The organism is Bradyrhizobium sp. CER78, from assembly GCF_029846235.1.
In the GTDB taxonomy this organism is placed as follows: domain Bacteria; phylum Pseudomonadota; class Alphaproteobacteria; order Rhizobiales; family Xanthobacteraceae; genus Bradyrhizobium.
The window spans coordinates 1-26,783 of the sequence record NZ_JARVWP010000020.1 but is presented as its reverse complement, the minus strand read 5'-3'; the positions used below and the strand labels follow the sequence as shown (position 1 = coordinate 26,783).

The 26,783-nt window shown below is 65.4% G+C and carries 20 protein-coding genes; 15 read left to right on the top strand and 5 right to left on the bottom strand.

Features of this window, described 5'->3' with window-relative positions:
- The first annotated feature begins 1,153 nt into the window (after positions 1 to 1,153).
- From dnaA to QDT69_RS31115, 8 genes are all read left to right on the top strand, one after another.
- Positions 1,154 to 2,584 (top strand): chromosomal replication initiator protein DnaA, encoded by a 1,431-nt coding sequence (gene dnaA, locus QDT69_RS31150; RefSeq protein ID WP_074126562.1) that lies wholly within the window; start codon positions 1,154 to 1,156, stop codon positions 2,582 to 2,584.
- Positions 2,585 to 2,838: 254 nt separating this feature from the next.
- Positions 2,839 to 3,957, top strand: a complete 1,119-nt coding sequence (dnaN, locus tag QDT69_RS31145; protein ID WP_229183205.1) for a DNA polymerase III subunit beta — start codon at positions 2,839 to 2,841, stop codon at positions 3,955 to 3,957.
- Between the two features lie 78 nt (positions 3,958 to 4,035).
- The gene (locus QDT69_RS31140; protein ID WP_279710406.1) at positions 4,036 to 4,401 is read left to right on the top strand and encodes a DUF559 domain-containing protein; all 366 of its coding nucleotides are present in this window, start codon (positions 4,036 to 4,038) and stop codon (positions 4,399 to 4,401) included.
- A 73-nt stretch (positions 4,402 to 4,474) separates the two neighbouring features.
- Positions 4,475 to 5,611, top strand: a complete 1,137-nt coding sequence (recF, locus tag QDT69_RS31135; RefSeq protein ID WP_279710294.1) for a DNA replication/repair protein RecF — start codon at positions 4,475 to 4,477, stop codon at positions 5,609 to 5,611.
- Between the two features lie 229 nt (positions 5,612 to 5,840).
- A complete protein-coding gene (gyrB, locus tag QDT69_RS31130; RefSeq protein ID WP_279710293.1) occupies positions 5,841 to 8,276 on the top strand; it encodes a DNA topoisomerase (ATP-hydrolyzing) subunit B in 2,436 nt (811 codons plus the stop codon).
- 238 nt (positions 8,277 to 8,514) lie between these two features.
- The gene (murA, locus tag QDT69_RS31125) at positions 8,515 to 9,807 is read left to right on the top strand and encodes a UDP-N-acetylglucosamine 1-carboxyvinyltransferase (protein WP_279710292.1); all 1,293 of its coding nucleotides are present in this window, start codon (positions 8,515 to 8,517) and stop codon (positions 9,805 to 9,807) included.
- 149 nt (positions 9,808 to 9,956) lie between these two features.
- The gene (locus QDT69_RS31120; RefSeq protein ID WP_279710291.1) at positions 9,957 to 11,354 is read left to right on the top strand and encodes an MATE family efflux transporter; all 1,398 of its coding nucleotides are present in this window, start codon (positions 9,957 to 9,959) and stop codon (positions 11,352 to 11,354) included.
- Positions 11,351 to 11,824, top strand: coding sequence for a DUF2867 domain-containing protein (locus QDT69_RS31115; RefSeq protein ID WP_279710290.1), 474 nt, complete (start codon positions 11,351 to 11,353; stop codon positions 11,822 to 11,824). Before QDT69_RS31120 ends, QDT69_RS31115 begins: the two co-directional genes overlap by 4 nt.
- Positions 11,825 to 11,837: 13 nt before the next feature.
- Here QDT69_RS31115 and QDT69_RS31110 read toward each other — a convergent pair whose 3' ends face one another.
- Positions 11,838 to 12,977, bottom strand: a complete 1,140-nt coding sequence (locus QDT69_RS31110) for an FUSC family protein (protein WP_279710289.1) — start codon at positions 12,975 to 12,977, stop codon at positions 11,838 to 11,840.
- A gap of 133 nt (positions 12,978 to 13,110) precedes the next feature.
- On the opposite strand from QDT69_RS31110, the gene QDT69_RS31105 reads away from it, so the two are divergent.
- On the top strand, positions 13,111 to 14,481 hold the full coding sequence (locus QDT69_RS31105) for an MmgE/PrpD family protein (protein WP_279710288.1): 1,371 nt from the start codon (positions 13,111 to 13,113) through the stop codon (positions 14,479 to 14,481).
- A 395-nt stretch (positions 14,482 to 14,876) separates the two neighbouring features.
- On the opposite strand, the gene QDT69_RS31100 is transcribed toward QDT69_RS31105, so the two are convergent.
- The 4 genes from QDT69_RS31100 to QDT69_RS31085 form a co-directional block, all read right to left on the bottom strand.
- On the bottom strand, positions 14,877 to 15,167 hold the full coding sequence (locus QDT69_RS31100) for a DUF1330 domain-containing protein (RefSeq protein ID WP_279710287.1): 291 nt from the start codon (positions 15,165 to 15,167) through the stop codon (positions 14,877 to 14,879).
- Between the two features lie 128 nt (positions 15,168 to 15,295).
- Positions 15,296 to 16,723 (bottom strand): serine hydrolase, encoded by a 1,428-nt coding sequence (locus tag QDT69_RS31095; RefSeq protein ID WP_279710286.1) that lies wholly within the window; start codon positions 16,721 to 16,723, stop codon positions 15,296 to 15,298.
- Between the two features lie 389 nt (positions 16,724 to 17,112).
- Positions 17,113 to 18,177, bottom strand: coding sequence for a helix-turn-helix domain-containing protein (locus QDT69_RS31090; RefSeq protein ID WP_279710285.1), 1,065 nt, complete (start codon positions 18,175 to 18,177; stop codon positions 17,113 to 17,115).
- 53 nt (positions 18,178 to 18,230) lie between these two features.
- The gene (locus QDT69_RS31085) at positions 18,231 to 18,806 is read right to left on the bottom strand and encodes a GNAT family N-acetyltransferase (protein WP_279710284.1); all 576 of its coding nucleotides are present in this window, start codon (positions 18,804 to 18,806) and stop codon (positions 18,231 to 18,233) included.
- Positions 18,807 to 19,075: 269 nt separating this feature from the next.
- Here QDT69_RS31085 and QDT69_RS31080 point away from each other — a divergent pair, with 269 nt between their 5' ends.
- The 6 genes from QDT69_RS31080 to QDT69_RS31055 all read left to right on the top strand — a co-directional run bounded on the left by QDT69_RS31080 (position 19,076) and on the right by QDT69_RS31055 (position 26,722).
- A complete protein-coding gene (locus QDT69_RS31080) occupies positions 19,076 to 19,993 on the top strand; it encodes a pirin family protein (RefSeq protein WP_050425019.1) in 918 nt (305 codons plus the stop codon).
- 85 nt (positions 19,994 to 20,078) lie between these two features.
- Positions 20,079 to 20,993 carry a phosphoribosylaminoimidazolesuccinocarboxamide synthase gene (locus QDT69_RS31075; protein ID WP_279710283.1) on the top strand — a complete coding sequence of 305 codons (915 nt, stop codon included), beginning with the start codon at positions 20,079 to 20,081 and terminating at the stop codon, positions 20,991 to 20,993.
- A 257-nt stretch (positions 20,994 to 21,250) separates the two neighbouring features.
- Positions 21,251 to 22,291: an alcohol dehydrogenase catalytic domain-containing protein gene (locus QDT69_RS31070; protein WP_279710282.1), complete on the top strand. Its 1,041-nt coding sequence runs from the start codon at positions 21,251 to 21,253 to the stop codon at positions 22,289 to 22,291.
- 137 nt (positions 22,292 to 22,428) lie between these two features.
- On the top strand, positions 22,429 to 23,235 hold the full coding sequence (locus QDT69_RS31065; RefSeq protein ID WP_279710281.1) for a crotonase/enoyl-CoA hydratase family protein: 807 nt from the start codon (positions 22,429 to 22,431) through the stop codon (positions 23,233 to 23,235).
- 72 nt (positions 23,236 to 23,307) lie between these two features.
- Positions 23,308 to 24,354: an alpha/beta fold hydrolase gene (locus tag QDT69_RS31060; protein WP_279710280.1), complete on the top strand. Its 1,047-nt coding sequence runs from the start codon at positions 23,308 to 23,310 to the stop codon at positions 24,352 to 24,354.
- Between the two features lie 214 nt (positions 24,355 to 24,568).
- A complete protein-coding gene (locus QDT69_RS31055) occupies positions 24,569 to 26,722 on the top strand; it encodes a SulP family inorganic anion transporter (protein ID WP_279710279.1) in 2,154 nt (717 codons plus the stop codon).
- The last annotated feature ends 61 nt before the right edge of the window (positions 26,723 to 26,783 follow it).

The window sequence follows — 26,783 nt, the reverse complement described above, 5'->3', positions numbered from 1 at the left end:
CTCGACTTTTGTCGTGGAAGTTTCGTAGCGCGAGAACAGTTCGCGTTGCCGCGCAACGAACTGCGTGTCATGTTTCGTCGCGTCCGTAGTTCTACCGGCAAATATGCTTAACGCAGCGCACTCGCCCAGAGATTGTTCTGCGCTAAGCTAGATAGATGGAATAGCGCGCGAACATTTCGCGTTGAAAATTGCGAGGCGGGGTTACCCTGCAAAAGTAATCGAGAAAAATGACGTCTCGCGAATTACTTATGCACATAGCGCTGAACAGCGATTGGAAAAATGACCGGCGCGAGACCAAATGTAAATTTTCTATGAAAAATTTTTGGTATTGCACCGTCGTTTGTGACACGCGTGAATCTGTGCGCTGATTCAAAAACTTGCTTTCGCAACTCAGCATAGGCAACGCCGCAACAGTCGTGAAGAGTCTCGATCCCCGTCGATTCCACGGATTGTCAGGAAATGCGCTTGGTGTATTTATTTCTTGTTCGCGACGCCCACGGCTCTCCAGATCAGCGCGGTTTGAGACCCAGGGGCGGACGCACAAATCGGCGGCGGTATGTGCGTTAGCGACGCTCTCCAAGCGAAGCTAGATTGACAACTCATAGCGATATGAGGACGGACGACCTGTGTCAAAATATCTCCGGCGATGTCCCCGGCAATTTGGGGGATCGAACAAGAGAGACCAGGACGTCAGTCGGAATCTGGCAGCGGGAACGCGGAGCAAGTGAACGGGTTGACGACGACACGGCGGCGGCGAAGCGCCGGGCATTTCGGTGTTCGGTAGCGGCAGTTCGAATTTAAGACACCAGCAAGCTGACAACTTGCCGCGATACGTCGCGGTGGGAGGGGGAGGACTTATGCCTTACGGTATCATCACTGCAGTCGAACCAACGACAGCCGAAGTGCAGATCTCCAGTGGTGCCGTAATCAACCCCTCGGACGTTGGCTCTTACCCGCAGAGCCCGTCGAGTACGCGCTGACCTCGCGGGACGCATCTTCTCCAAACAGCTGATCTGTCGCGTGGCGCATGGCCGCCGCACGGGAGAGCCATGTCCGGAGCAGACCGCGCCCCGCTAGAGGTCGCGTCGTGGCAGCAAACCTGCACGGCGCTTTCGCAATCATCATCTCTCAGTTTTGGAAAAGTACGAAGGCAATGACGAACACGGAACAGGATCGCTGGTCGCGGGTGAAGGGACGTTTGCGGACGAGCGTTGGCGAGGACGTCTACACGAGCTGGTTCGCGCGGATGGATCTGGAGAGCGTGCACGATGAGAGCGTGCACCTGTCGGTTCCGACCCGGTTCCTCAAGAGCTGGATCCAGGCGCATTACGCCGACCGCGTGCTGACCTGCTGGCAGGCCGAGATGCCCGAAGTGCATCGCATCGACCTCACGGTGCGCTCCGCGATCCGTGCGATGGCGCCGGTGAAGGAAGCGGTTGCGCCGGTCGAGATGCGCCGTGTCGAGCGCACCGACGGCCGCCCCGCGCCGGAACTGCGGTCGGTTGCGACCGCGCCGGTGTCGGCCAGCCATGACGCGCTCGGCGGCTCGCCGCTCGATCCGCGCCTGACCTTTGCAAGCTTCGTCGTGGGCCGTTCCAACACGCTGGCCCATGCGGCTGCGCGCCAGGTCGCTGAGGGACGCCGCGGCGATCCCGTGATGTTCAACCCGCTCTACATCCATGCCGGCGTCGGCCTCGGCAAGACGCATCTGCTGCAGGCGGTGACCTGGGCCGGCAATTCCGGCGGCGAGCGCAAGGTGCTGTATCTGACCGCCGAGAAGTTCATGTACGGCTTCGTCGCGGCGCTGAAGACGCAGACGGCGCTGGCGTTCAAGGAAGCGCTGCGCGGCATCGACGTGCTTGTCATCGACGATCTGCAGTTCCTGCAAGGCAAGTCGACGCAGGCCGAGTTCTGCCACACGCTGAACGCGCTGATCGATGCTGGCCGCCAGGTCGTGATCGCGGCCGACCGTCCGCCGTCGGATCTGGAGAGCCTCGACGACCGCGTGCGCTCGCGGCTCGCCGGCGGCCTCGTGGTCGAGATGGGCTCGCTCGGCGAGGAACTGCGGCTTGGCATCCTCAAGTCGCGCGTCGCCGCAGCCCGCGTCCACCACGCAAGCTTCGACGTGCCGGAGGAAGTGCTCGACTATCTGGCGCGCACCATCACCCATAACGGCCGCGACCTCGAAGGCGCGATCAATCGCCTCTTGGCGCACTCCAAGCTCAACAACCAGCCGGTGACGCTGGAGATGGCCGAGCGTGAGGTGCGCGACCTGATCCGCCCGCAGGAGCCGAAGCGGATCAAGATCGAGGACATCCAGCGCGTGGTCGCCCGGCAGTACAATGTCAGCCGCTCCGACCTGCTGTCGTCGCGCCGTACCGCCAATGTGGTGCGCCCGCGCCAGGTTGCGATGTATCTGGCGAAGACGCTGACCCTGCGCTCGCTGCCGGAGATCGGCCGCAGGTTCGGCGGCCGCGACCACACCACGGTGCTGCACGCCGTGCGCAAGATTGAGGCGCTGGTCGCCAAGGACACGGCGCTGTCGGAGGAAGTCGAATCGCTGAAGCGTCAGCTCCAGGAATAGACTTCCGTCGCGAGCCTCGCCGGTTCGGTCGCCCTCTCCTTTGCCGCAAGGGGGAGGGCGACCCATTTGGGGACCCAAAACGTGGGGAACAGACGCCGTCTCCCTTGCGCCAGCGCGCCATCCGCGCCACCTTGCGGTCCCCCCGTGGGTTTGATCAAATCCGGTATTGATCCGACTTTTCGGGTTTCCGACGCCGCGATGCTGCCTGAACGGCCGCCCGGCTTTTCCATCTGAGGGATCTGGCGGGTATTGCAATGAAGGTCACCGTCGAGCGCGCGCAACTCCTGAAATCGCTGGGTCACGTTCACCGCGTGGTCGAGCGCCGCAACACCATCCCGATCCTCGGCAACGTATTGATCCGCGCCGAGGGCGCCAAATTGTCGCTGAAGGCGACCGACCTCGATCTCGAGGTGACGGAAACCCTGGCGGCCGAGACCGGAACCGCCGGCTCGACCACGGTGCCCGCGCACATGTTCTACGACATCGTCCGCAAGCTGCCCGACGGCTCGCAGATCGTGCTTGAGGCCGACGGCGACCGCTCGGTGCTCGCGGTGCGCGCCGGCCGCTCGCGCTTCACGCTGCAGACCCTGCCCGAGAGCGATTTCCCCGGCCTTGCCGCCGGCGACATGACGCATTCGTTCTCGCTGCCGGCATCCGACATCAAGCGCCTGATCGACCGCACCCAGTTTGCGATCTCGACCGAAGAGACCCGCTACTACCTCAACGGCATCTATCTCCACGCCGCCGGCAGCGCCAAGGCCGCCACCCTGCGCGGGGTTGCGACCGACGGCCACCGCCTGGCCCAGATCGACCTCGCGCTGCCCAAGGGCGCGACCGGCATGCCCGGCGTGATCGTCCCGCGCAAGACCGTCGGCGAGGTGCAGCGGCTGATCGAGGGTGACGACGCCGAGATCTCGATCGAGCTGTCGGACGGCAAGATCCGCTTCACGCTCGGCAATGTGGTGCTGACCTCGAAGCTGATCGACGGCACCTTCCCGGACTATGGCCGCGTCATCCCGCAGAACAACGACAAGGAACTGGTCGTCGACAAGAAGGATTTCGAGGCCGCCGTCGACCGCGTCTCGACCATTTCCAGCGAGCGCGGCCGAGCCGTGAAGCTGGCTTTGTCCGCCGGCAAGCTGGTGCTCTCGGTCACCAACCCGGATTCCGGCAGCGCCACCGAAGAGCTCGAGGTCGAGTACGCCTCCGACGCGCTCGATATCGGCTTCAACTCGCGCTATCTGCTCGACATCGCCGCCCAGATCGAGGGCGAGGTCGCGGTGCTGAAGCTCGCCGATCCCGGCTCGCCGACCCTGGTGCAGGACAAGGACAGCAAGGGCGCGCTCTACGTGCTGATGCCGATGCGGGTGTGATGATTTCCTCAGCGCGCACAACTGCCCCCTCTCCCCTTGTGGGAGAGGGTGGCGCCGAAGGCGCCGGGTGAGGGGTTGGTGCCGCGCACGCCGCACCATCGCCCGACCGATGAGCGCCTCCGCAGCTTCGCAAAGAAGATGCGCCAGGAGCCAACCGATGCGGAAGCGAAGATGTGGCGCCTGCTCCGAGATCGGCGCCTGTCGCACTTGAAATTCCGAAGGCAAGTTCCATTTCGCAATTACATTCTCGACTTCGCGTGCTTCGAGAAGCGCCTCGTCATCGAGATCGACGGCGGACAGCACGCTTCGTCGCCCCGTGACGCACCCAGAACTGATGCGCTTGCAGCGGAAGGCTTTCAGGTCTTGCGCTACTGGAACAATGACGTATTGCGGACGCCCGGGGCGGTGCTGGAAGACATTATCGCCAAGCTTGCCGAGCTGTGAGATACCCCTCACCCGCCGCCTCACTTCGTGAGGCGCCACCCTCTCCCACAGGGGGAGAGGGGAAGGAAGAGAGATGACCCCGTCCCGCATTCATCGTCTGTCGCTGACGCATTTCCGCAATTACCGGACGGCGACGCTGCAGGTCGCGGGCGACATGGTGGTGCTGGTCGGGCCGAACGGCGCCGGCAAGACCAATTGCATGGAGGCGGTCTCGTTCCTGTCGCCGGGCCGCGGCCTGCGCCGCGCGACGCTGGAGGACATCGCCGACAACCAGGGCGACGGCTCCTGGGCCGTCTCGGCGGAGGTCGAGGGCGCACTCGGCCTCGCCACCCTCGGCACCGGCATCGATCCGCCGGCCGGCGAGACCAGCAACACAAGGCGCTGCCGCATCGACCGCGAGCCCGTGGGTTCCGCGACCGCCTTCGGCGATCATCTGCGCATCGTGTGGCTGACGCCGGCGATGGACGGCCTGTTCATGGGCGCCGCGTCGGAACGCCGGCGCTTCTTCGACCGTCTGGTGCTGGCGATCGATTCCGAGCATTCCAGCCGCGTCTCGGCGCTGGAGCGCTCGCTGCGCTCGCGCAACCGGCTGCTCGAGGTACGCAACTATGACGATCATTGGTGTGACGCGATCGAGCGCGAGACCGCGGAGCTTGCGGTCGCGGTCGCCGCATCGCGCGGCCAGACCGCTGCCAAGCTCGCCGTGATGCTGCGCGAACGCGGCGCGGCCTCGGCCTTCCCGTCCGCCGAGATCATGCTCGACGGCTGGATGGAGAACGCGCTGCTGCAGGAGCCCGCGACCGCCGTGGAGGACCGTTACCGCGAGATCCTGCGCGCCAGCCGGCCACGCGACGCCGCCGCCGGACGCACGCTCGACGGCCCGCATCTGACCGATCTGCAGGTGGTCTACGCGCCGAAGAACATGCCGGCGCGCGACGCTTCGACCGGCGAGCAGAAGGCACTGTTGATCGGGCTGGTGCTGGCGCATGCCACCATGGTCGCGGAGATGACCGGCATCGTGCCGCTGCTGCTGCTCGACGAGGTCGTCGCCCATCTCGATCCCAACAGACGCAAGGCGCTGTTCGAGGAGCTCGCAAGACTCGGCGCTCAGGTCTGGATGACCGGCGCGGACCCTGCCGCGTTCGTCGATATCGGCCCGACGGGGGAGATTTTCGACGTCGAATCCGGCCGCGCCACACGGCGCGGCTGAGGGTGCGAAGCAGGCTCCGAAAGGGCTTCGAATCTGCCTTCGAATCGGGCTTTTCACAGCCCTAGGAATCGGCCTCCGAAGACCTTGAAAAAGGCCTAAAAAATCCTATCTATTCAATACTTTGTGGACACAGACTTTGCGCTAGGCGCAACTCCACTTTCATGGCACAAATAGCGTAATCAGCGCCTCATATTGCGCAGCTGATTCGGGACATCCTCGAAGGCCTCACATGACTGAACCTGCGCGGCAGACCCCTGCCGAATCTGAGCATCCCATTCCGGCCGAATATGGCGCGGAATCGATCCGGGTGCTGAAGGGCCTCGACGCCGTCCGCAAGCGGCCCGGCATGTATATCGGCGACACCGATGACGGGTCCGGCCTGCACCACATGGTCTACGAGGTTGTCGACAACGCGATCGACGAAGCGCTGGCGGGCCATGCCAGCCGCGTGCTGGTCACCCTCAATGCCGACAATTCCGTCACCGTGTTCGACGATGGCCGCGGCATTCCGGTCGACATCCACAAGGGCGAAGGCGTCTCGGCGGCCGAGGTCATCATGACCCAGCTCCATGCCGGCGGAAAGTTCGACCAGAACTCCTACAAGGTCTCCGGCGGCCTGCACGGCGTCGGCGTCTCCGTCGTCAACGCGCTGTCCAGCAAGCTCGGCTTGCGGATCTGGCGCGACGACAAGGAGCACTACATCGAATTCGCGCATGGCGATGCCGTGGCGCCGCTCAAGGTGGTCGGCGATGCCCCGGGCAAGCGCGGCACCGAGGTCACCTTCCTCGCCTCGACCGAGACCTTCAAGAACATCGAATATGATTTCGCGACGCTCGAGCACCGGCTGCGCGAGCTCGCGTTCCTCAATTCCGGCGTCCACATCGTGCTGTCAGACATGCGTCACGCGGTCGAGAAGCGCGAGGAGATGCACTATTCCGGCGGCGTCGAGGAATTCGTCAAATATCTCGACCGCAACAAGAAGGCGATCGTGCCGGCGCCGATCATGGTGCGCTCAGAAGCCAACGGCATCGGCGTCGAGGCTGCGCTGTGGTGGAACGACAGCTACCACGAGAACGTGCTGTGCTTCACCAACAACATCCCGCAGCGTGACGGCGGCACCCATCTGGCCGGCTTCCGCGGCGCGCTGACGCGCCAGGTCAACGGCTATGCCGAGGCCAATGCGAAGAAGGAAAAGATCGCGCTGACCGGCGATGACTGCCGGGAAGGCCTCACCGCCGTTCTCTCGGTGAAGGTGCCCGATCCGAAGTTCTCGTCGCAGACCAAGGACAAGCTGGTGTCCTCGGAGGTTCGACCCGTGGTCGAGAACGTCCTCAACGAGGCGCTCGCCGCCTGGTTCGAGGAGAATCCGAAGGAAGCCAAGGAAATCGTGGGCAAGGTGATCCAGGCCGCCGCAGCCCGCGAGGCTGCGCGCAAGGCCCGCGAACTGACGCGCAAGAACCCGCTCAGCGTCTCCTCGCTGCCCGGCAAGCTCGCCGACTGCCAGGAGAAGGATCCGGCCAAGTCCGAACTGTTCATCGTCGAGGGTGACTCGGCAGGCGGCAGCGCCAAGCAGGGCCGCAACCGTGAGTTCCAGGCGGTGCTGCCGTTGCGCGGCAAGATCCTCAATGTCGAGCGCGTGCGCCCCGACAAGATGCTGTCGTCCGAGCAGATCGGCACCCTGATCACCGCGCTCGGCACCGGCATCAGCGACGATTTCTCGGTCGACAAGCTGCGCTACCACAAGATCATCGTGATGACCGACGCCGACGTCGACGGCGCCCATATCCGCACGCTGCTGCTGACGTTCTTCTATCGTCAGATGCGCTCGATCATCGATGGCGGCTTCCTCTATATCGCCCAGCCGCCGCTCTATAAGGTCTCGCGCGGCAAGTCCGAGCAGTATCTGAAGGACGAGCGCGCGCTCGAGGATTATCTGATCTCAACCGGGCTCGACGAATGCGTCTTCAAGCCGGCCTCCGGCGAAGACCGCTCGGGCCGCGATCTGCTGTCGCTGGTCGAAGACGCGCGGGTGATCCGCTCCGTGCTGCGCAACCTGCACAGCCGCTACAATCGCGCGGTCGTCGAGCAGGCCGCGATCGCGGGTGTGCTGAGCCCCAGGATCACCGGCGAGATCGCGACCGCCAACTCGGCGGCGGAATACATCGCCAAACGGCTGGACGCCGTGGCCGAAGAGGTCGAGCGCGGCTGGGTCGGCACCTTTACGGAAGGCCACGGCTTCCAGTTCGAGCGCACCGTACGCGGGGTCAGGGAAGTGGCCGTGATCGACGACGCCTTCCTCGGCTCGGCCGACGCACGCAAGCTCGATGAATACGCGACCAAGCTGCAAGAGATCTACGTTCGCGCGGGCAAGCTGCGGCGCAAGGATGCCGAGCAAATGATCCATGGTCCGGTCGATCTGTTCGAGGCCGTGACCGACGCCGCCCGCAAGGGCATCTCGCTGCAGCGCTACAAAGGTCTCGGCGAGATGAACCCGGAACAGCTGTGGGAGACCACGCTGGACACCGAGGCGCGCTCGCTGCTCCAGGTGAAGGTCAAGGAGGTCGACGAGGCCGACGATATCTTCACCAAGCTGATGGGCGACGTGGTCGAACCGCGCCGCGACTTCATCCAGGAAAACTCGCTCAGCGCCACCATCGACATCTAGGACGCTGCTGCGGCGCGTTGCAGCAGCGTCATTGCAAGCCACCTCCGTCACCTGGAGACCGTTCCAGCACGATGACGTATCCGTGACAGCGCGATCGACACCGTCGCGCGGCTACCTTTCGGGTGGATGCTGCGCCGGGAATTGTGTTACGGTGCCGGACGGCCATTGATTCCGTTATGGAATTTCGCGTGGCCGAGTTTGAATCCAAGTCTGAATGATGCGTTAGGGGACATTCCGCGTGCCGCCGATCCAATACATCGTCGAGGGCGGCCGCCGCCTTTCGGGCACCATCGAGCCGTCGGGCAACAAGAACTCCGCGCTGCCGATCATCGCAGCTGCCCTGCTCACCGAGCATCCGGTCACGCTGACCAACGTGCCGCGCATTCGCGACACCGAAACGCTGGTCGAGCTGTGCCGTTCGGTCGGCGCCAGCGCCGAATGGACCGAGCGCAACACGCTGCAGATCCACGCCAGGGAAATCCGCGCCGCCGATCTCGATCCGGCGCTGTGCGCGCGCATCCGCGCCTCGATCCTGCTGGCAGGTCCGCTGCTGGCCCGCTGCGGCGAAGTCGCGCTGCCGCCGCCCGGCGGCGACGTGATCGGCCGGCGCCGGCTCGATACGCATTTTCTGGCCTTCGAGCAGCTCGGCGCCACGGTCACCGCGACGCACCGGCTCGAATTCCGCGCCTCGCGTCTGAAGGGCGCCGACGTGTTCCTCGACGAGCCCAGCGTCACAGCGACGGAAAACGCACTCGTTGCCGCGGTCGCCGCCCGCGGCACCACCTATCTGCGCAACGCGGCCTCCGAGCCGCATGTGCAGGACCTCGCCAATTTCCTGATCGCGCTCGGCGCCAAGATCGAAGGCGTCGGCACCAACACCATCATCGTGCACGGGCCGGCGACGCTCGGCAGCGCGACCTTCGCGATCCAGCCCGACCATATCGAGGTCGGATCGCTGATCGGGCTCGCCGCGGTGACGCGTTCGCCGCTGCGCATCGCGCGCGCCGGCGTCGAGCATCTGCGTTCGATCCGGATGGGCTTTGAGCGACTCGGCATCGTCTGCGGCGTCGAGGGCGACGACCTCGTCGTGCCGTCGAACCAGACCATGAAGATCCACGACGATTTCGGCGGTCACGTGCCGAAGCTCGAGGACCAGCCCTGGCCCGCCTTCCCGGCGGACCTGATGTCGATCGCGATCGTCACCGCGACGCAGTGCGACGGCGTGATCCTGATGCACGAGAAGATGTTCGAGTCCCGGATGTTCTTCGTCGACAATCTGATCGCGATGGGCGGCCGCATCGTGCTGTGCGACCCGCACCGCGCGATCGTGGCCGGGCCGAGCCGGCTGCGCGGCGCGCCGATGAACTCGCCCGACATCCGCGCAGGTATGGCGATGCTGCTCGCCGCGGTGTGCGCCAACGGCACCTCCACCATCAACAATGCCGACCAGATCGAGCGCGGCTATGAGCGGATCGACGAGAGGCTCAACGCGCTCGGCGCCAAGATCAAGCGGATACCTGCGCGATCGTAGTCCGAGCATGATCCGGAAAAGTGTGCAGCGGTTTTCCGGTCGGATCATGCTCAAACAACAGCTTGAGACGCGACGATCTCTGCGTGAGATCGTCGCGTTGGGCAGTTCGGCCATCCTTCCGGCCGGTTTGCCGTGCTAGACGTGCCGTCATGACCTGCATCGACAAGATCGACCCGGCCGCGTCGCGCGCGGCCGTCGTCCCTTCTCGCAAGCTGCTCACGGCCGAGCTCGCGGAAACGCTGAAGCTCGCGGTGCCGCTTGCGCTGACGCAGCTCGGGCAGATCGCGATGATGACGACCGATCTCGCCTTCATCGGCCGGCTCGGCAGCGAGAGCATCGCCGCGGCGGCGCTGGCGCATACCGTTTATTTCGTCAGCTTCACGATCGGAATGGGCATGATGTCCGCGGTGTCGCCGCTGGCCGCGCAGGCATTCGGCGCACGCGACCCGCGGGTGATGCGGCGCGCGCTCCGCGTCGGCCTGTGGGCCGGCTTCTTCATGGTGCTGCCGCTGATGGCGCTGCCGTTCCAGGGTGAGCGCATCCTGCTCGCGCTCGGCCAGACCCAGGCGACCGCGCATTTGGCGCAGCAATATCTGTTCGGGCTGGCCTGGGGCATCCTGCCGGCGCTGTGGTTCATCGCGATCCGCGGCTTCATGAGCGCGGTGAACCGGCCGGAGCCGGTGCTGTGGATCACGCTTGCGGCGATCCCGGCCAATGCGCTGATGGTGTATCTGTTGCTCTACGGCAAATGGGGCATGCCCGAGCTCGGCATGTTCGGCGCCGGACTTGCCACCACGATCGTCAACCTCGGCACCTTCCTCGCCGGCGTGTGGTTCGCGGCGCGGCGACGCCCGTTCCGCAAGTACCAGGTGTTCAGCCGCGTCTGGCGCATCGACTGGCCTTTGATGGGCAAGCTCGTCGCCGTCGGCGCGCCGATCTCGATCGCCTTCCTGCTGGAATACGGCCTGTTCGGTGCGGCCGGCCTGTTGATGGGGCTGATCAGCACCACGGCGCTGGCCGCCCACCAGATCGCGCTGCAGATCGCGGCGATCCTGTTCATGGTGCCGTTCGGCGTCAGCATGGCCGCCACCGTGCGGGTCGGCCAGGCGGTCGGCCGCCGTGACACCGACGCGGTACAGCGCGCCGGCTTTGTCGCGGTCGCGCTTTCCGGCGTGTTCATGAGCATCATGACGCTCGCGGTGATCCTGGCGCGCTTCGAGATCGCGGCGCTGTTCCTCGGCGAGGCCTCAGACGCGACGGCACAGCTCACCGCGATGCTGCTGCTGATCGGCGCGACGTTCTTCATCGCCGACGGCGTGCAGACAACCACCGCCGGCGCACTGCGCGGCATGAACGACACCCAGGTGCCGCTGCTATTCGCCGTCATCAGCTATTGGCTGATCGGCTTCGCCTCGGCCTCCGCCCTTGCCTTCTGGGCCAGGCTCAATGCCCCCGGTGTCTGGATCGGATTGTCGCTCGGCACTGCCGTTTATGCGACCCTCCTGATCTTGCGTTTCCGCCTGCTGGCACGCAGACTGGGCAGATGAAGGTTGACGAGGTCACGCCGAACGTGGATTCCGACGCGCTGCTAACCGGCGCGCAATTCATCGACGCGTTCCGGATCGCGACCACGCAACCGGATCTCGATGCGCGGCACGCCACCGAGACGATGTTGGGCCAGCAGCCGCACTGGGCCAGATGGCTGATTGCCTTGCGAAACGTTCTGGTCACGCCGCTCGGCCTGAAGACCTCGGGCGCCGCCGACGGCGTGGGGCGCGACATGATCGGGCTATTCCCCGTCATCAGCGAGACGCCCGAGCGGCTTGTCGCCGGCTTCAACGACAAGCATCTCGACTTCCGCCTGGTGGTCGACGTCACCAGCACCGGCGCCGCGCGCAACATCACCGCCACCACGCTGGTGCTGACCCACAACTGGCTCGGGCGCACCTATCTCGCAGTGATCATGCCGTTCCACCGCCTGATCGTGCCGGCGATGCTGCGCAAGGCCGGGGGCTGAATTCTATCCAATTTCACGCCGCGCTCTTTTCCGGTGCATCGGCGACGACCTTCTCCGCAGCATCCTCGTCGGTGCACCAATTGCCATGGCAGCGCTTGAGGTCATTCAGGTTCTGCCGCATCTGGTCGAGCGAGAAGCCGAGCGCATAGAAGCGTTCGGCGGCGTCGACCGGCAGGCCGCGGATCAGGCCATCCCTTCGGACCGCGGCGACCTCCTCGCTATAGGCATGCAGCGCGGCATCGACCGGCGCCATGTCGGCCGGCCCGCTGCCGGCGCGCAGGGCGGTCGCGACCGCCACCATGTATGTGACGATCGCCTTGCTGACCTCGGCCAGCGGCCGCGCAAGCCGGGCCTGAATATCGGTCGGCAGCGGCACCACGCAGGCCCGCCCGATCATCACGACGTCATGCCGCAGCCGCTGGATGGTCCGCAGCAGCGGGCCGGTGTCCGGCCCCGATGACAGATGCATGGAGCGCTCGCGCTCGGCTTCCATGCCCGTGGCGTGCAGATTGGTCACCGCCGTGCCGATGCCGTCCTGGATCCGGTGCAACGCGTCGTTGTCGAGGCCGCGCGTCAGGCCGGCGAGCAATTCGGCGAATGCCGCCGAAAGCAATTCCAGCAGCTTCGATGCATTGACCCTGATCTGGCTGACCGCGCGCGACGGCAGCACCAGGAACGAGATCACGAGGCCGGTGAGCGCACCGACCGTGACTTCGAGGACGCGGTCGATCGCGGAATCCAGCGGGTTGGAGTGATGCATCGTCGGCAGCAGCAGCACGATCACCGCCGTCACCGTCGCCGAGTTCAGGCTGGGATTGAGCGCGGCGATGAAGGCCAGCGGCACGATCGCCAAGACCAGCAGCGCCAGCAGGCTGCCCTCGCCGGAATGCGGGATCAGCACCGCGATCGCGCCGCCATAGATGGCGCCGCCGATGGTGCCGAGCATGTAGTCGCGGGTCGCCTTCAACGAGCGGCCGACGCTCATTTGCGTGACGATCAGCGAGGTCAGCACCGCCCAGAGCGGCAGCATCAGGTGCGTCGCCACCGCGATGGTATAGGCCGCGACGCCGGCGGATGCGATCCGGACCGCCAGCGCCAGCTGCGTCTTGCGGGTCCAGAGCTGGTCGAACATGCGTTTTGCGAAGGTCCTCATGCACCCTGATCCGCAATCAATGGAAAGGCCTATGTTAAAGGACGTCAAGCATGGCTGCTGCCCGCGGCGGCAAGGTGGCTTGAAAGGCCAAACCCGCCCGCCTACCCTTGCGCCGCAAGATTGAGGAAACACGATGGCCCACGAAACCGCAACGCTCGCCACCTACGTCGCCGACCTGAAATTTTCCGACATCCCGTCGCAGGTGCTGGAGCGCGCCAAGGTTCTGACGCTGGATTTCCTGGGCAGCACCATCCGCGCCCGCCGCGATGCGGAATCGACCCCGTCGCTGATGAAGATGCTGGAAGCGCTGGCGCTGGACGGCAAGGGCGAGGCCACGGTGTTCGGCGACAGCAAGACCTGGACGCCGGCGGTGGCGGCGCTGCTCAACGGCGCGCTCGGCCATTCGCTCGATTTCGACGACACCCACGCCGATTCCTCGCTGCATCCGAGCGCCCCGGTGGTGCCCGCCGCCTTCGCGGTCGGCGAGATGGTCGGCGCCTCCGGCCGCGACGTGTTGACGGCGATTGTCGCCGGTTATGAAGTGTGCTGCCGGCTCGGCAACGCGCTCGACCCGACCTCGCATTATGCCCGGGGTTTCCACCCAACCGCGACGGCCGGCACCTATGGTGCGGCCGCGGCGGCAGCCAAGCTGTTCGAGCTGTCGAAGGAACAGATTATCTCCGCGTTCGGCGTCTCCGGCAGCCAGGCCGCGGGCTCGCTGCAATTCCTGGTCAACGGCGCCTGGAATAAGCGCTACCAGGTCGGTGCCGCCGCAATGAACGGCGTGATCGCGGCGACGCTTGCGCGCAACGACTTCATCGGTTCGAGCGACTCGGTCGAGGGCAAGCATGGCCTTTTGGTCGGCTATACCGATGACCCGCATCCGGACAAGGCGGTGGCCGGCCTCGGCACCACCTACGAGACCTTGAAGATCGGCGTGAAGCCCTATCCGAGCTGCCGCTACACCCACGCTGCGATCGACGCGCTGATCGCGATGCGTCGCGAGCACAATCTGACCCCGGACCAGATCAGGAAGGTCGAGATCGGCCTGCACCGCAACGGCATCACCCTGACCGGCGACGCCGCCACCAAGCGCCACCCGACCTCGGTGGTCGGCGGCCAGTTCTCGATGTTCTTCACCGGCGCGATCGCGCTCGACCAGGGCCATTTCGGCTGGGACGATTACGACCGGCTGGGTGATGCAGCAATCGACGCGCTCGCCGACAAGTTCGATGTTGTGCAGGACGACCGCCTCGAAGTCGGCCGCACCCACCCGTTCGGCGCCCGCGTCTCGATCACGACCGATGACGGCGTGCATGAGCGCCTCTATGCCGATCCATCCGGCGAGCCGACCTCGTTCCCCGATGCGCAGGCGATGCAGCAGAAGTTTTTGACCCTGGCCCGCCCGGTGCTCGACAAGCGCGCCGACCAGCTCGCCGACGCGATCCTGACGCTGGAGCGGTTCGACCGCGTGGAGCAGGCGACGCAGCTGGGGCGGCAGTAGGGGCGAACGTCGCGGCGCGCCACATCCACGATTGTCGTCCTGGCGAAGGGGATGGTTCTCGATTCATGATGTCGAACAACGCGGTGTCATCACCCGCGCATGCGCATGCGGGTGATCCAGTATTCCAGAGACGCCTGAGCCTGAGCGGAGAGGCCGCGGCGTACTGGATCGCCCGGTCGAGCCGGGCGATGACCGGTGTGAGTGGGGACGAGATTCCCTCCACGCGTCGTCCCTGCGAAAGCAGGGACCTATACTCCGCGGCGGAGATTGTGAACGAGACTCGTCGTTTCAGCATCACTCACCAATAACCATTCGGGGTTATGGGTCCCTGCTTTCGCAGGGACGACACTGAGTGTGTTGCGCTGTCTGTGAATCAGGCTTCCGCATTCCCCCTGTCATTCCGGCCCATCAATGATCACGAAATCTCCGTCCGAATATTTCTGCCGGATCGCCTTGGCAGCCTGATATTCCGCACAGGTGTAGCATTCCATCGCGGTGGCGCGATCCTTGAACTCGATGACGAAGTTGCGCTGGCGCGTTGCGCCTTCCATCACCTCGTAGGGGCCATTGCGCACGATGAAGTTGGCGCCGTATTTCTCGAATACCGGCATCGCGGCGGCGAGGTATTCGGGATAACGGGCTTCATCGTGCACCGTGACGTGCACGATCCAGTAGGCTTTCGGCATGATGGTCTCCGGCTGAGGCGATGCTAAAAGAACAGTGGCGCACCTCCTGCGAGATGCGCCACGGCATCAGAAAATTCCTCACGCGGAGATTCAATTCACGATCGCGCGGGCGGTGTGTGACGTGCCGGTCAATTGCCGCCCGCGAGCCGCGCGCCGGTCGCGGTTGCCGCGACGACATCGCTAACCAGGTCAAACACACCGTCCGCCTTGGGCGGCGAGTTCGGCGAACGGCCGAGCCGCACGATGACGAGACGCTGTGACGGCACGACAATCACATACTGCCCGATCGTGCCCTTGGCGAAGAAGGCATCGCGCGGCCAGCCGTGCTCGACGCGATACTTGGCACCAAAACTGTCGCCGAGATTGGTCCAGAAGCCCGCGCCGATGCCGACCCAGGCGTTCGGCGTCGGCGACGCTGAGTACTTCACCCAGCCCGCAGGCAGGATGCGCCGGCCGCCGACGATGCCGTCATCGAGATAGAGCTGGCCAAACCGCGCCCAATCGCGTGCGCTCGCCATCATCGCGCCTGATCCCTCCGGCGTGCCCACCGCATCGAACTGCATGACGACGTTGCGCATGCCGAGCGGATCGAACAATTCATGATGCGCGAAGCGCAGCACCTCGGCGGCATGGCCGCCGGCCGCGTCGCGGATCAGATGCGAGAGGATGATGAAATTGCCGTCGTGATAATTCCAGGCCTGGCCCGGTGCCGTTTCGAGCGGAATGCTCTCGGCATAGCCAGCCATATCCGACTCCATGTACTTCATCCGGTTGACCGGTTCGAGCGCGGAGGCGAGCGAAGCTTGCAGCGAACTGCCTAGCGCAAGGCCAGCAGTGTGCCGCAACAGCTGATCGACCGTGATCGCGTGCCTGGGATCCTTCGGGTCCTGCCAGGCGGCGATCGGCACCGGTTTATCAATCGCAAGCTTGCCGTCACGCACCAGGACTCCGATCAGCGCCGAAATCACCGATTTGGTCGCGGAGAAGCCGAGCAGCGGCGTGTCGGTGCCGATGCCGTCGGCGTAGCGCTCGGCGACGATGCGGCCATCCTTCATCACGACAATCGCGCGGGTGCGGCGGAACGGCGGCTCGGCCGGTTCGGCAAAGGCGCGATCGAGCGCGGCGGCGAGCTGCGGGCTCTGCGGCGCGACAAGCGCGGGACCGGCGATCTCGGGCAACAGCGCGGCCTGCGGCCGTGCGGGCGGCAGCGCGATGTCGGGCAGCGTCTCGCCATGTTCGAGGGTGCAGCCGGCGCCTTCACGATAGACCGCATGGCTGCGGCCAAGCCCGAACAGCGTCACGGTGACGTCCCGGCGGTCGAGGTCGACCTCGGTGTCCATCGCCCAGGTGATCAGGCCGGTGCCCGGCATCGCATCCGTGGTCTCGGTGAAGTTCCGCTTCGGGTCCAGCCTGCTGACGAAAGTCTCCGAGCAGATGACGTTGGCGACAAAACCGGTCGCGACCTTCGGCACGTCGCGGGCGCGGGCGGCGGACCAGCCCAGCGCGCCGAGGGCGATGGTGGCGGCGAGAATGAGAATGAGCTTTCGACGGGTCACGGGTTTCCTCCGGCATGAGTGCGTGGCGGGAGGAAGCCGCAACGGACGCGGAAGGCTCGCCGGATTTGGAAATCGGGCTAGCTGGGGATTGGAGGCGGCTGGTCGATTCTGGAATTGTCCTGTGATTACAGCGGCATTCTGGAATCGCTACGCCCTTTCGTGAGGTGAGCATGAAGGTTGGGCTCCCTCCCCCCTTGTGGGGGAGGGCTGGGGAGAGGGGTGGCCCCGGGCGAGACGGTCGATGGGAGCAGCGTCGGTGCAGGATCGCCCGTACATCATCGCAAGGCAGTTTGAGAGACCACCCGTATGGTACCCCTCTCCCTAACCCTCCCCCACAAGGGGGGAGGGAACCCTGCCGCTGGTGCGTCCCTCACGACGGAATAGCGCAATCACGCCGCCGTCGCCTTCAGCTTCCGGTACTCCGTCGGGGTCACGCCGGTGGTGGCCTTGAAGGCGCGGTTGAAGGGGCCGAGAGACTGGAAGCCGGCGTCCATCGCGATGGTGATGACAGGGACTTCGGCCTGGGCGGGATCGGCGAGCGCGGCCTTGGCCTCCTCGATGCGGTGGTTGTTGAGGAAGACGTTGAAGTTGCGATAGCCGAGCCGCTGATTGATCAGCCGCCGCAGCCGGTATTCCGGAATCCTCAGCCGGGTCGCCAGCGTTCCAATGGTGACGTTGTCCTGGCGGTAGATCCGCTCGTCCGCCATCAGGCGCATCAGGGCATTGACCAGCTTCTGGTCGGCGGCCTCCTCCATCGCAGCCGGCTGCTGCGCATTGGCAATGACCGGCTCGACCGGCGCGGCGAACAGATCGGTGCCATCGACGCGCATCATCGCCCAGGTGATACCAGCGACAATGGCGGCGAGCACGCCCGCGTTGAGCAGATTGGCCCACTCCACGGTCACGCGGCTGCCGGCATATGCGATCTGCAGCAGCGCGTTCATTCCGCCGTACAGCGCAGAAGCCGCGACGATGAAGACACGGACACGGCGGCGGCGCTCGACCAGATCCGCCGACCATGATCCGATGGTCTGCGCCACGGCGAGCGCGATGAAGACGAGCGTCAGCAGATTGACCGTGGTAATCGCCGCCTGCGCGTGACCGCTAGGCGCGATCCACATGCAATTGACGAAGCTGAACGTCACCACCGCGGCCCAGATCAGACCGTGCCACCAGCGCAGCACGAAGGCATCATCGAACAGCGCGCGGGTGAACAGCCAGAACACCACGATGTCGCCGGTCGAAATCGCGATCAGCGGTGCGTGCCAGATCGAGATCGGCTCCCCGGCGCCAATCGACGCGGTCACCGCATGCGCGGCCGTGCCGAGCGCGAAGGCGATCACGAGCCGCCCCGCCAGCACGTTGCGAAAATCCGCGAACATCGAGACCGCAAGCACCAGCAGCAGCGTCACGGCGGCGGCGCGCAGGCAGAGTTCGGTTGCGGCCAATGTCATCGGTCGAAAGGATCTCCGGGTCAGCCGAACAATCGTCGCTCAGGCGGGGTATTTCAAGCCGGATCGCCGCGCCAGCGCTGGCGCGTCGTGACCCAGATATCGACCATCTCACCCTCGAGCTTGCCGGGTCCCTCATTGTCAGCGCCGAGCCGTCGCGCCACGGCCTGCGAGGCGACGTTGGCAGGGTCGATGCAATGGATGATGCGATCGAGCGTGAAGTTCGCAAACACCCAATCAATCGCGGCGCGCGCGGCCTCCACCGCATAGCCCTTCCCGCGATACTCCCGGGCGATGCCCCAGCCGACCTCGAAGCCCGGCCATTCCGGCGGATAATACGGCCCAACGCGGCCGATGTAGCGGCCGGAGGATTTCTCCTCGACCGCGAACATGCCGAAACCATGCAGCGCCCAATGGCCCGAGATGACGGCGGCATTGCGCCAGCCCTTGAGCTCCGATGTGACCGGCTGATGATCCGGCGTGATGAAGCGCGCCGTCTCGGGATCGGACAGCATTTTCGTGTTGTCGGCGATATCGGAGGCGCGCCATGGCCGCAGGATGAGCCGCGCGGTCTCGATCACGGGACCGTCGACCTGCAACAGCCTTGCGCCAGGCTTGGTCAGAGAAACCATCGGCAGCTCCGGTTTCCAAGAATACGCTGTTATCACGCGCACAAAGACGCCAAAAGTACTTCGTCGTCCCGGCGAAAGCAGGGACCCATAACCACAGGACTTTGTTGTTAGACGAAGCCGTGGCCACAGCTCGCTCCATCACAGCGCCCTGTGGTTATGGGTCCCGGCTCGCGCGGCGCCTGTCATCGGGCGCGCGTTCGCGCGACCCGTTGGCTTGGCCGGGACGACGATTGGAGTATGATCGCTACACCACCGTTAAGGAGTCCGACATGAGCTGGCAGCCCTCGACCGATCCCGAACTCGGCGATCCCAAGACCTGCGACGCGCTGGATCTGATCATCGTGCCGCGCACCCGTGATCTCGGCGATGGCTTTGCGGTGCGCCGCGCGCTGCCGCATGGCAAGCGGCAGATGGTCGGGCCGTTCATCTTCTTCGACCATTTCGGCCCGGTGCAGTACCTCGCCGGCAAGGGCATGGACGTGCGGCCGCATCCGCATATCGGGCTCGCCACCGTCACCTATCTGTTCGACGGCAGCATCATGCACCGCGACAGCGAGGGTAACATCCAGGAGATCCAGCCCGGCGCCATGAACCTGATGACCGCGGGCCGCGGCATTGCGCATTCCGAGCGCACCCCCGACGTACAGCGCCGCGACGGCCAGAAGATGCTCGGCCTGCAGAGCTGGATCGCGCTGCCTGAAGGCAAGGAGGAGATCGCGCCCTCGTTCCAGCACTATGGCGCGGGCGACCTGCCGATGATCTCCGAGCGCGACTTCACCGCGCGCATCATCGCAGGCTCGGCGTTCGGCATCAGCTCGCCGGTCAGCATGGTCTCGCCCTGGTTCTACACCGAGGTCACCGCTAACGCCGGCACCTCGGTGCCGCTCGACCCCGACCACGAGGAGCGCGCGATCTATCTCGTCGACGGCGAGGTCGAGATCGCGGGTGACCGCCATGAGGGGCCGCGGCTGCTGATCTTCCGGCCCGGCGACCGCATCACCGTGAAGACGCTGCGGCCGACCCGGATGATGTTCCTCGGCGGCGATGCCCTGGAGGGGCCGCGCCACATCTGGTGGAATTTCGTCTCCTCATCGAAGGAGCGGATCGAGCAGGCCAAACAGGACTGGAAAACCGGGCGTTTCGCCCAGGTTCCGCACGAACATGAGTTCATTCCGCTGCCGGAGTGAGCTATTTCCTGTGATAATCTTTAACGCCCGCACGCCGCGTGCGGGCGTTCGTCTTTGCAAGGTCAGCCCGGAAAGACCCACGCCCATGACCGCGATGCTATCCAGCGATTTGCCCCTGCCCCGGATCGGCCGCGGCAAGGTGCGCGATATCTACGCCGTCGGCGACGATCGCGTGCTGCTGCTCACCACCGACCGCATCTCGGCATTCGATGTGGTGATGGCGGAAACCATCCCGATGAAGGGCGCGGTGCTGACCCAGATCAGCGCCTGGTGGTTCCGGCAGCTCGAGGGCACCGTGCCGCATCACATGATCAGCGCCGATGCCGACGAGATCATCCGCGCGGTGCCCGAACTGAAGAACCATCGCGCCGACATTTTGGGGCGTGCGATGCTGTGCAAGCGCACCACCGTCTTCCCGATCGAATGCGTGATCCGCGGCTACATCTCCGGCTCGGCCTGGAAGGAATACGCGGCCGAGGGCACCCTCGCCGGCGAGAAACTCCGGGCGGGCCTGGTCGAAAGCCAGAAGCTTGAGCCCGCGATCTTCAGCCCGGCGACCAAGGCCGAAGCCGGCCATGACGAGAACATCACGGTCGCGCGGGTGCGCGAGATTGTCGGCGCCGACGTCGCCGCGACGCTGGAGAAGATGGCGCGCGATGTCTACGGTTATGGCGAGCAGACCAGCCGCGCCCGCGGCATCATCATTGCCGACACCAAGTTCGAGTTCGGCCGCGACAAGGACGGCCGCATCATCCTGATCGACGAGGTGATGACGCCGGATTCGTCACGCTTCTGGGCCGTCGATGCCTACAAGCCCGGCCAGCCGCAGCCGAGCTTCGACAAGCAGCCGCTGCGCGACTATCTCGACGTCGAGCGCCGTGCCGGCCGCTGGAACGGCGACGCCCCCGCCCCAGCGCTGCCTGCGAGCGTGGTGGATGCGACCAGCAAGCGGTACCTGGAAGCGTATCGGCGAGTGACGGGCAGCGAGCTGAAGATTTAGCCGAGGTCCTTCCGTCCTATCACCGTCACCCTGAGGAGGCCGCAACGCGGCCGTCTCGAAGGGTCGACGGCCCCGCTGGTGGCCGTGCATCCTTCGAGACGCCGCTTCGCGGCTCCTCAGGATGACGGGGAGAGGGCGTGCTGCGCGTCTGCATCAACCAGCCACGCGAGGTGAATTCCATTCACCCCTGTTGAAGACAAACCTTTTGTCGGCGCATCCGCTCCGCTGCACTCTCCGCCCAAAGCGGAGAGCACGCGATGCGGCAATTGACTTATATCGGCGGCAACAAGGTCGAATGGTGGGACGTTCCCGTACCGCGCCTGCAGGATGACCGCGACGCGCTGGTGCAGCCGCTCGCGGTGACGCGCTGCGATCTCGATCTTGCGATCGTACACGGCCGCTCGGGTCTCGCAGGTCCGTTTGCGCTCGGACATGAGACTGCCGGCCGCATCGTCGACATCGGCGACGCGGTGAGGAATTTCGCACCCGGCGATCTCGTCATCGTGCCGTTCCAGATCAGCTGCGGTGCCTGCGACCGCTGCCGGCGCGGCCACACCAACGCTTGCACGGCGGTGCCGTTTCGCTCTTCCTACGGGCTGAAGCCGGTCTGCGGCGTGGAATATGGCGGCGGCCTCTCCGACCTGATCCGCGTGCCGTTCGCCGATCACATGCTGGTCCATCAACCCGAAGGTCATCCGCTGTCGCAAACGGCGGGGCTTGCGGATGGCGCAACCGACGGCTTCAGCGCGGTAGCGCGCTGGCTCACGCAACGGCCCGGCGCCGACGTGCTGGTGATCGGCGGTTTCGCGCAGTCGCTCGCGATGTTCGCAGTGCAGGCGGCGGTGGCGCGCGGCGCCGGCCGCGTTGTCTATCTCGACGACCACGCGCCGCGCCTCGCCAAGGCGAAGTCGCTCGGCGCCGACATCGTCGAAGCGCCGGCTGGCCTCATGATCGAGCCGCCGGGCCTGTTTCCGATCGTGATCGACGCGGCCGCGACTGACGCCAGCATCCTGTTGGCATTCCGTTCGACGGAACCGAACGGCATCTGCCAGCGCATGTATGGCGACTTCGCCGAAACTACACCGGTGCCGCTCCGGCACATGTACGGCGTCGGCATCACGCTGAAGGTCAGCCGCGTCAATGTGCGGGCCGAGTTGCCCGATTGCGTCGCTCATGTTGCGGCAGGGCATTACCACCCGGAGCATGTGATCACGCGCCGGGTCCGATTCGAGGATGCGCATGAGGCGATCGGAGATCCGACCATCCGTGTCGCCTTCGTTCGTGATGGCATTGCCTGACGGGGACCGCTAAAGCGCGATGAATCGTCATCGCGCTCCAGTTCTTTGTTTGAGTATTATCTTTTCGGAAAACCGCTTCGCACTTTTCCGGATCATGCTCTAGGCTGGCTCCAACCAACAAACTCAGGGAGCGACCCATGCCCGATGCCGATACCGTGCTCGTCGAGCGCGATGGCCCAGTCACCATCATCTCCATCAACCGTCCGCACAACCGCAACGCTGTCGACGGTGCCACCGCGCGCAAGCTGTATGACGCGTTCCTGGCGTTCGACGCCGACGCCAGCGTATCGGTCGCGGTGTTCACCGGCACCGGTGGTTATTTCTGCGCGGGCGCCGATTTGAAAGCGGTGGCGGCGGGCGATCCCAACAAGAAGCGCGAGGTCGGCGGCCACAACACGATCGCGCCGATGGGGCCGAGCCGGCTGCGGCTCTCGAAGCCTGTCATCGCCGCGATCGAGGGCTATGCGGTCGCCGGCGGCATGGAGCTCGCGCTGTGGGCCGATATGCGCGTGGTCGCGGAGGACGCCACCTTCGGCGTGTTCTGCCGCCGCTTTGGCGTGCCGCTGATCGATCTCGGCACCATCCGCCTGCCGCGGCTGATCGGCCATTCGCAGGCGATCGATCTGATCCTCACAGGACGCCCGGTCGGCGGAGCCGAGGCGCATCGCATGGGGCTTGCGAACCGGTTGGTGCCGAAGGGCGAGACCCGCGCGCACGCCATTGCGCTCGCCAAGGACATCGCGAAATTCCCGCAGACCTGCATGCGGGCCGACCGGCTGTCGGCGCTGCGGCAATGGGATCTCGAGGAGGAAGAGGCGATCAGGAACGAGATGCGCGGCGGGCTCGATGTGATCGCTTCGGGCGAAACGCTGTCGGGTGCAACGCGCTTTGCCTCGGGCATCGGCCGTCACGGCGCGTTCGGCAATGAGGTCGGGAACGGGTAATCCCGCATCGCCGGCCTTTGCGTTTCCGCCGAGGCCATGCTGAGCTGCCGCACCCATTACGGAAGCAATGAGATGCCCGCACAATCGATCGCGACCGAGCTGAAGACCTTCACCACGTCAGATGTCCGCCTGCAGAACGGCAGCGTGCTGCCGGAAGTCACGCTCGCGTACCGCACCGTCGGTACGCTGGCGCCCAACCGCGACAATGTCGTGCTGATCACCCACGGCAACACCAGCGGGCCGCAGATGATCGATCCCGGCGGATCGACCGGCGAAGGCAGCTGGTGCGAGATCGTCGGCCCCGGCAAGGCCGTCGACACCAACCGCTATTTCGCGATCTGCCCGAACATGCTGGGCTCGTCCTACGGCTCCACCAACGCAGCGAGTATCGCCCCGCGGACCGGCCGGCGTTACGGGCCGCGTTTCCCCGATATCACCGTCGGCGACATCGTCGCGACCCAGCGTATGCTGCTCGATGATCTCGGCATCGAGCGGCTGGTTGCGATCGTCGGCCCGTCCTATGGCGGCTTCCAGGCGCTGCAATGGGCGGTGAACTACCCCGATGCCATGCGCGGCATCGCCGCTGTCGTCACCGCGCCGCTGGTGCCGCGCGAGCGCGCCGAAGGCAATGTTGCGCGCCTGATGGCGACGCTGTCGCAGGATCCGAACTGGAACGGCGGTGATTACTACGATCATGGCGGCGTGCTCGAAAGCATGATCCAGATCCGCACCACGACACTGAAGACCTACGGCATCGAGACGCGGCTGCGCGACACGCTGAGCGATCCCGCCGAGATCGAGGCCGCGATCCGCACCGAGGCCACGGAATGGGCCAGGGGGTTCGACGCCAATTCGCTGCTGACACTCGCCAGGGCGCTGCGCGGCTTCGACGTGACGGCGCAGTTCGGACAGATCAAGGCTAAGCTGCTCTATGTGCTGTCGCGGACCGACAAACTGTTCCCGCCGGAGCTCGCGCAGCAGGTGATGCCGGCGCTGAAGGCTGCCGGAGTCGATGCCGATTACTTCCTGCTCGACAGCGATTACGGCCACTCGGCATCGGGCCGCGACGCGCATAAATGGGCGCCGCGGTTGCGCGCGTTCATGGACGGCCTCCGTTAGACGATCGGAGCGCATCGGCAGATCCGCTCCGGCAGCCTGCACCTCGGCCCTCCCCGCCCACGGGGGCCAAAAATGCACGCGTTGAGAACCGGTTGTCATAAAAATCCTGTTGTCGTCCTGCGCCGGGCTCGTCTACGACTGACGGCGAAAGTTCAGGACATTTTTCAACGTGATTAGTCGATCGCTTTATTTCGGCTCGCGGGCGCGGCGGGCCATGCACGACATTCTCGGCGGCGGTGCGGCCAGCGTGCTCGGCATCACCTTCGGCCTGTCCTACGCGCTGCTGATCTTCGCCGGACCATTGTCGCCCTATCTGTCATACGGCGTCGCGGCGACATTCATCTCCTCGGCGGTGCTGGCGACCTTGATCGCGCTCGGCAGCTCGCTGCCGTTCGCGGTCGCCGGCCCCGACAGCTCCACCGCGGCGGTAACGGGAATCCTGATGGCCTCGCTGGTCGAGCGCATCGGTGCGGCCAACCCGGCGGCGCCGCTGCTCACACCGGTGCTGATCACATTGGGGCTCTCGACCATCGTCACCGGCGTCGCGCTGTGCTGCCTCGGGCTGACGCGGCTCGGCCGCGCCATCCGCTACGTGCCCTACCCCGTGGTCGGCGGGTTCCTCGGGGCGACCGGCCTATTGATCGTGCTCGGCGCGATCAGGGTGATCACCGGTTACCCCGTGCAGCTCGGCACCCTCTTTCACTTCACCAACATGATCACGGTCTCCGAGCTCAGCGCCGCATGCGCGATGGCGCTGGTGCTGTATCTGACCTGGCATCGCTCGCGCAGCCCGTTCGGCCTGCCGATCATCCTGGTCGGCGGCGTGATCGTGGCCCACCTCACGTTCTGGACCATCGGTCTCACGCCCGAGGAAGCGCACCTGACCGGCTGGACCTTCGAGCCGCCGCCGGCGTCGACCTTCATGCTGCCGTGGCACGCCGCCGAGCTCGCGAAGTATCCATGGTCGGCGGTGCCGGACCTGCTCGGCAACATGATCGCCGTCGTTTTCGTCACGGCGGCGAGCACGCTGTTCAACACCACCGGCATCGAGGTTGCGGTGCATCGCGAGGCCAATCTCGAGCGCGAGCTCAACATCACCGGCTTCGCCAACATCGTGACCGGCGCGCTGGCCGGCTATGCCGGCTGCGTCTCGGTCAGCCGCTCGATCCTGAATTTCTCGAGCGGCGGGCGCGGCCCGCTGTCTGGACTGACGGTCGCGGCGATCTCGCTGCTGATGCTCGCCGTGGCGCCGCAGCTGCTCGGCTACATGCCGAAATTCGTGCTTGGCGGACTGCTGATCTATCTCGGCGCCGACCAACTGCACAAATGGATGATCGAATCGCGCAAGCGGCTGTCGAAGACAGAGTATGTCTCGCTGCTTGCGATCATCGTGATCATCGTGGCCTGGGGCTTCGTGCCCGGCATCCTGATCGGCGTCATCATCGGCTGCGCCACCTTTGCGCTCAGCGCGGCGCGGGTCGAGGCGATCAAATATGGCTTCGACGGTTCGGAGTACCGCAGCTCGCTGGATCGCTCGCGCGACGACCGCGACGTGCTGCAGGCCCACGGCGGCAAGATCCAGGGGTTGACCTTGCAGAGCTACCTGTTCTTCGGCTCCGCCAACCGGCTGTACCAGCACGTCAAGGCGCTGCTGCGCGAGCAGGCGGAGTGCCGCTATCTGCTGTTCGACTTCAAGCTCGTCACCGGGGTCGATTCATCGGCGGCCTACAGCTTTGCGCAGATCAAGCGCAGCGCGCACGAGGTCGGCGTCGAGCTCGTGCTGGTGCATCTGTCGGCCAAGGCCGAACAGGTGCTGCGTGCCAGCGACTTCATCACCGAGGGCGTCTCCGTGATCGACGAGCTCGATCATGCGCTGGAATGGTGCGAGAACCAGATCATCGCGCAGCACCAGGAACTGGCGCTGGAGGAGGCCGATCTGCGCGGCTGGTTCACCGGGCTGCTCGACAGCGAGGGCGACGCCGACACGCTGATCCGGCGCTGCCAGCGGCTCGAAGTCGACGCCGGCGAGGTCATCGTGCACGCCGGCGACGCCGCCGATTCCATGCACTTCATCCTCGACGGCCGCGTCGGCATCATGGTGCCCGCCGATGACGGCCGCACCACGCGCGTGCGCAGCCTCGGCCGCTACACCACGATCGGCGAGATGGGTCTCGTCGCGAACACCCCGCGCAGCGCGACCATCCAGGCCGAGATGGCGAGCGTGCTTTATGTGCTGAACACCCACCAATTCGCGGCGATCCGCGACGAGGACCCCGAGCTCAGCCACAAGCTGCTGACGTACTTCGTCTCCGTGATGGCGGAGCGGCTGACCTTCGCCAACCGCACCATTGCGGTGTTGCGGCGCTAGCTTGCGATGAAGTGAGCTTCATTGCTGGCCGCGGCGGGACTCGGCCCCCGCTCCCGCTTGC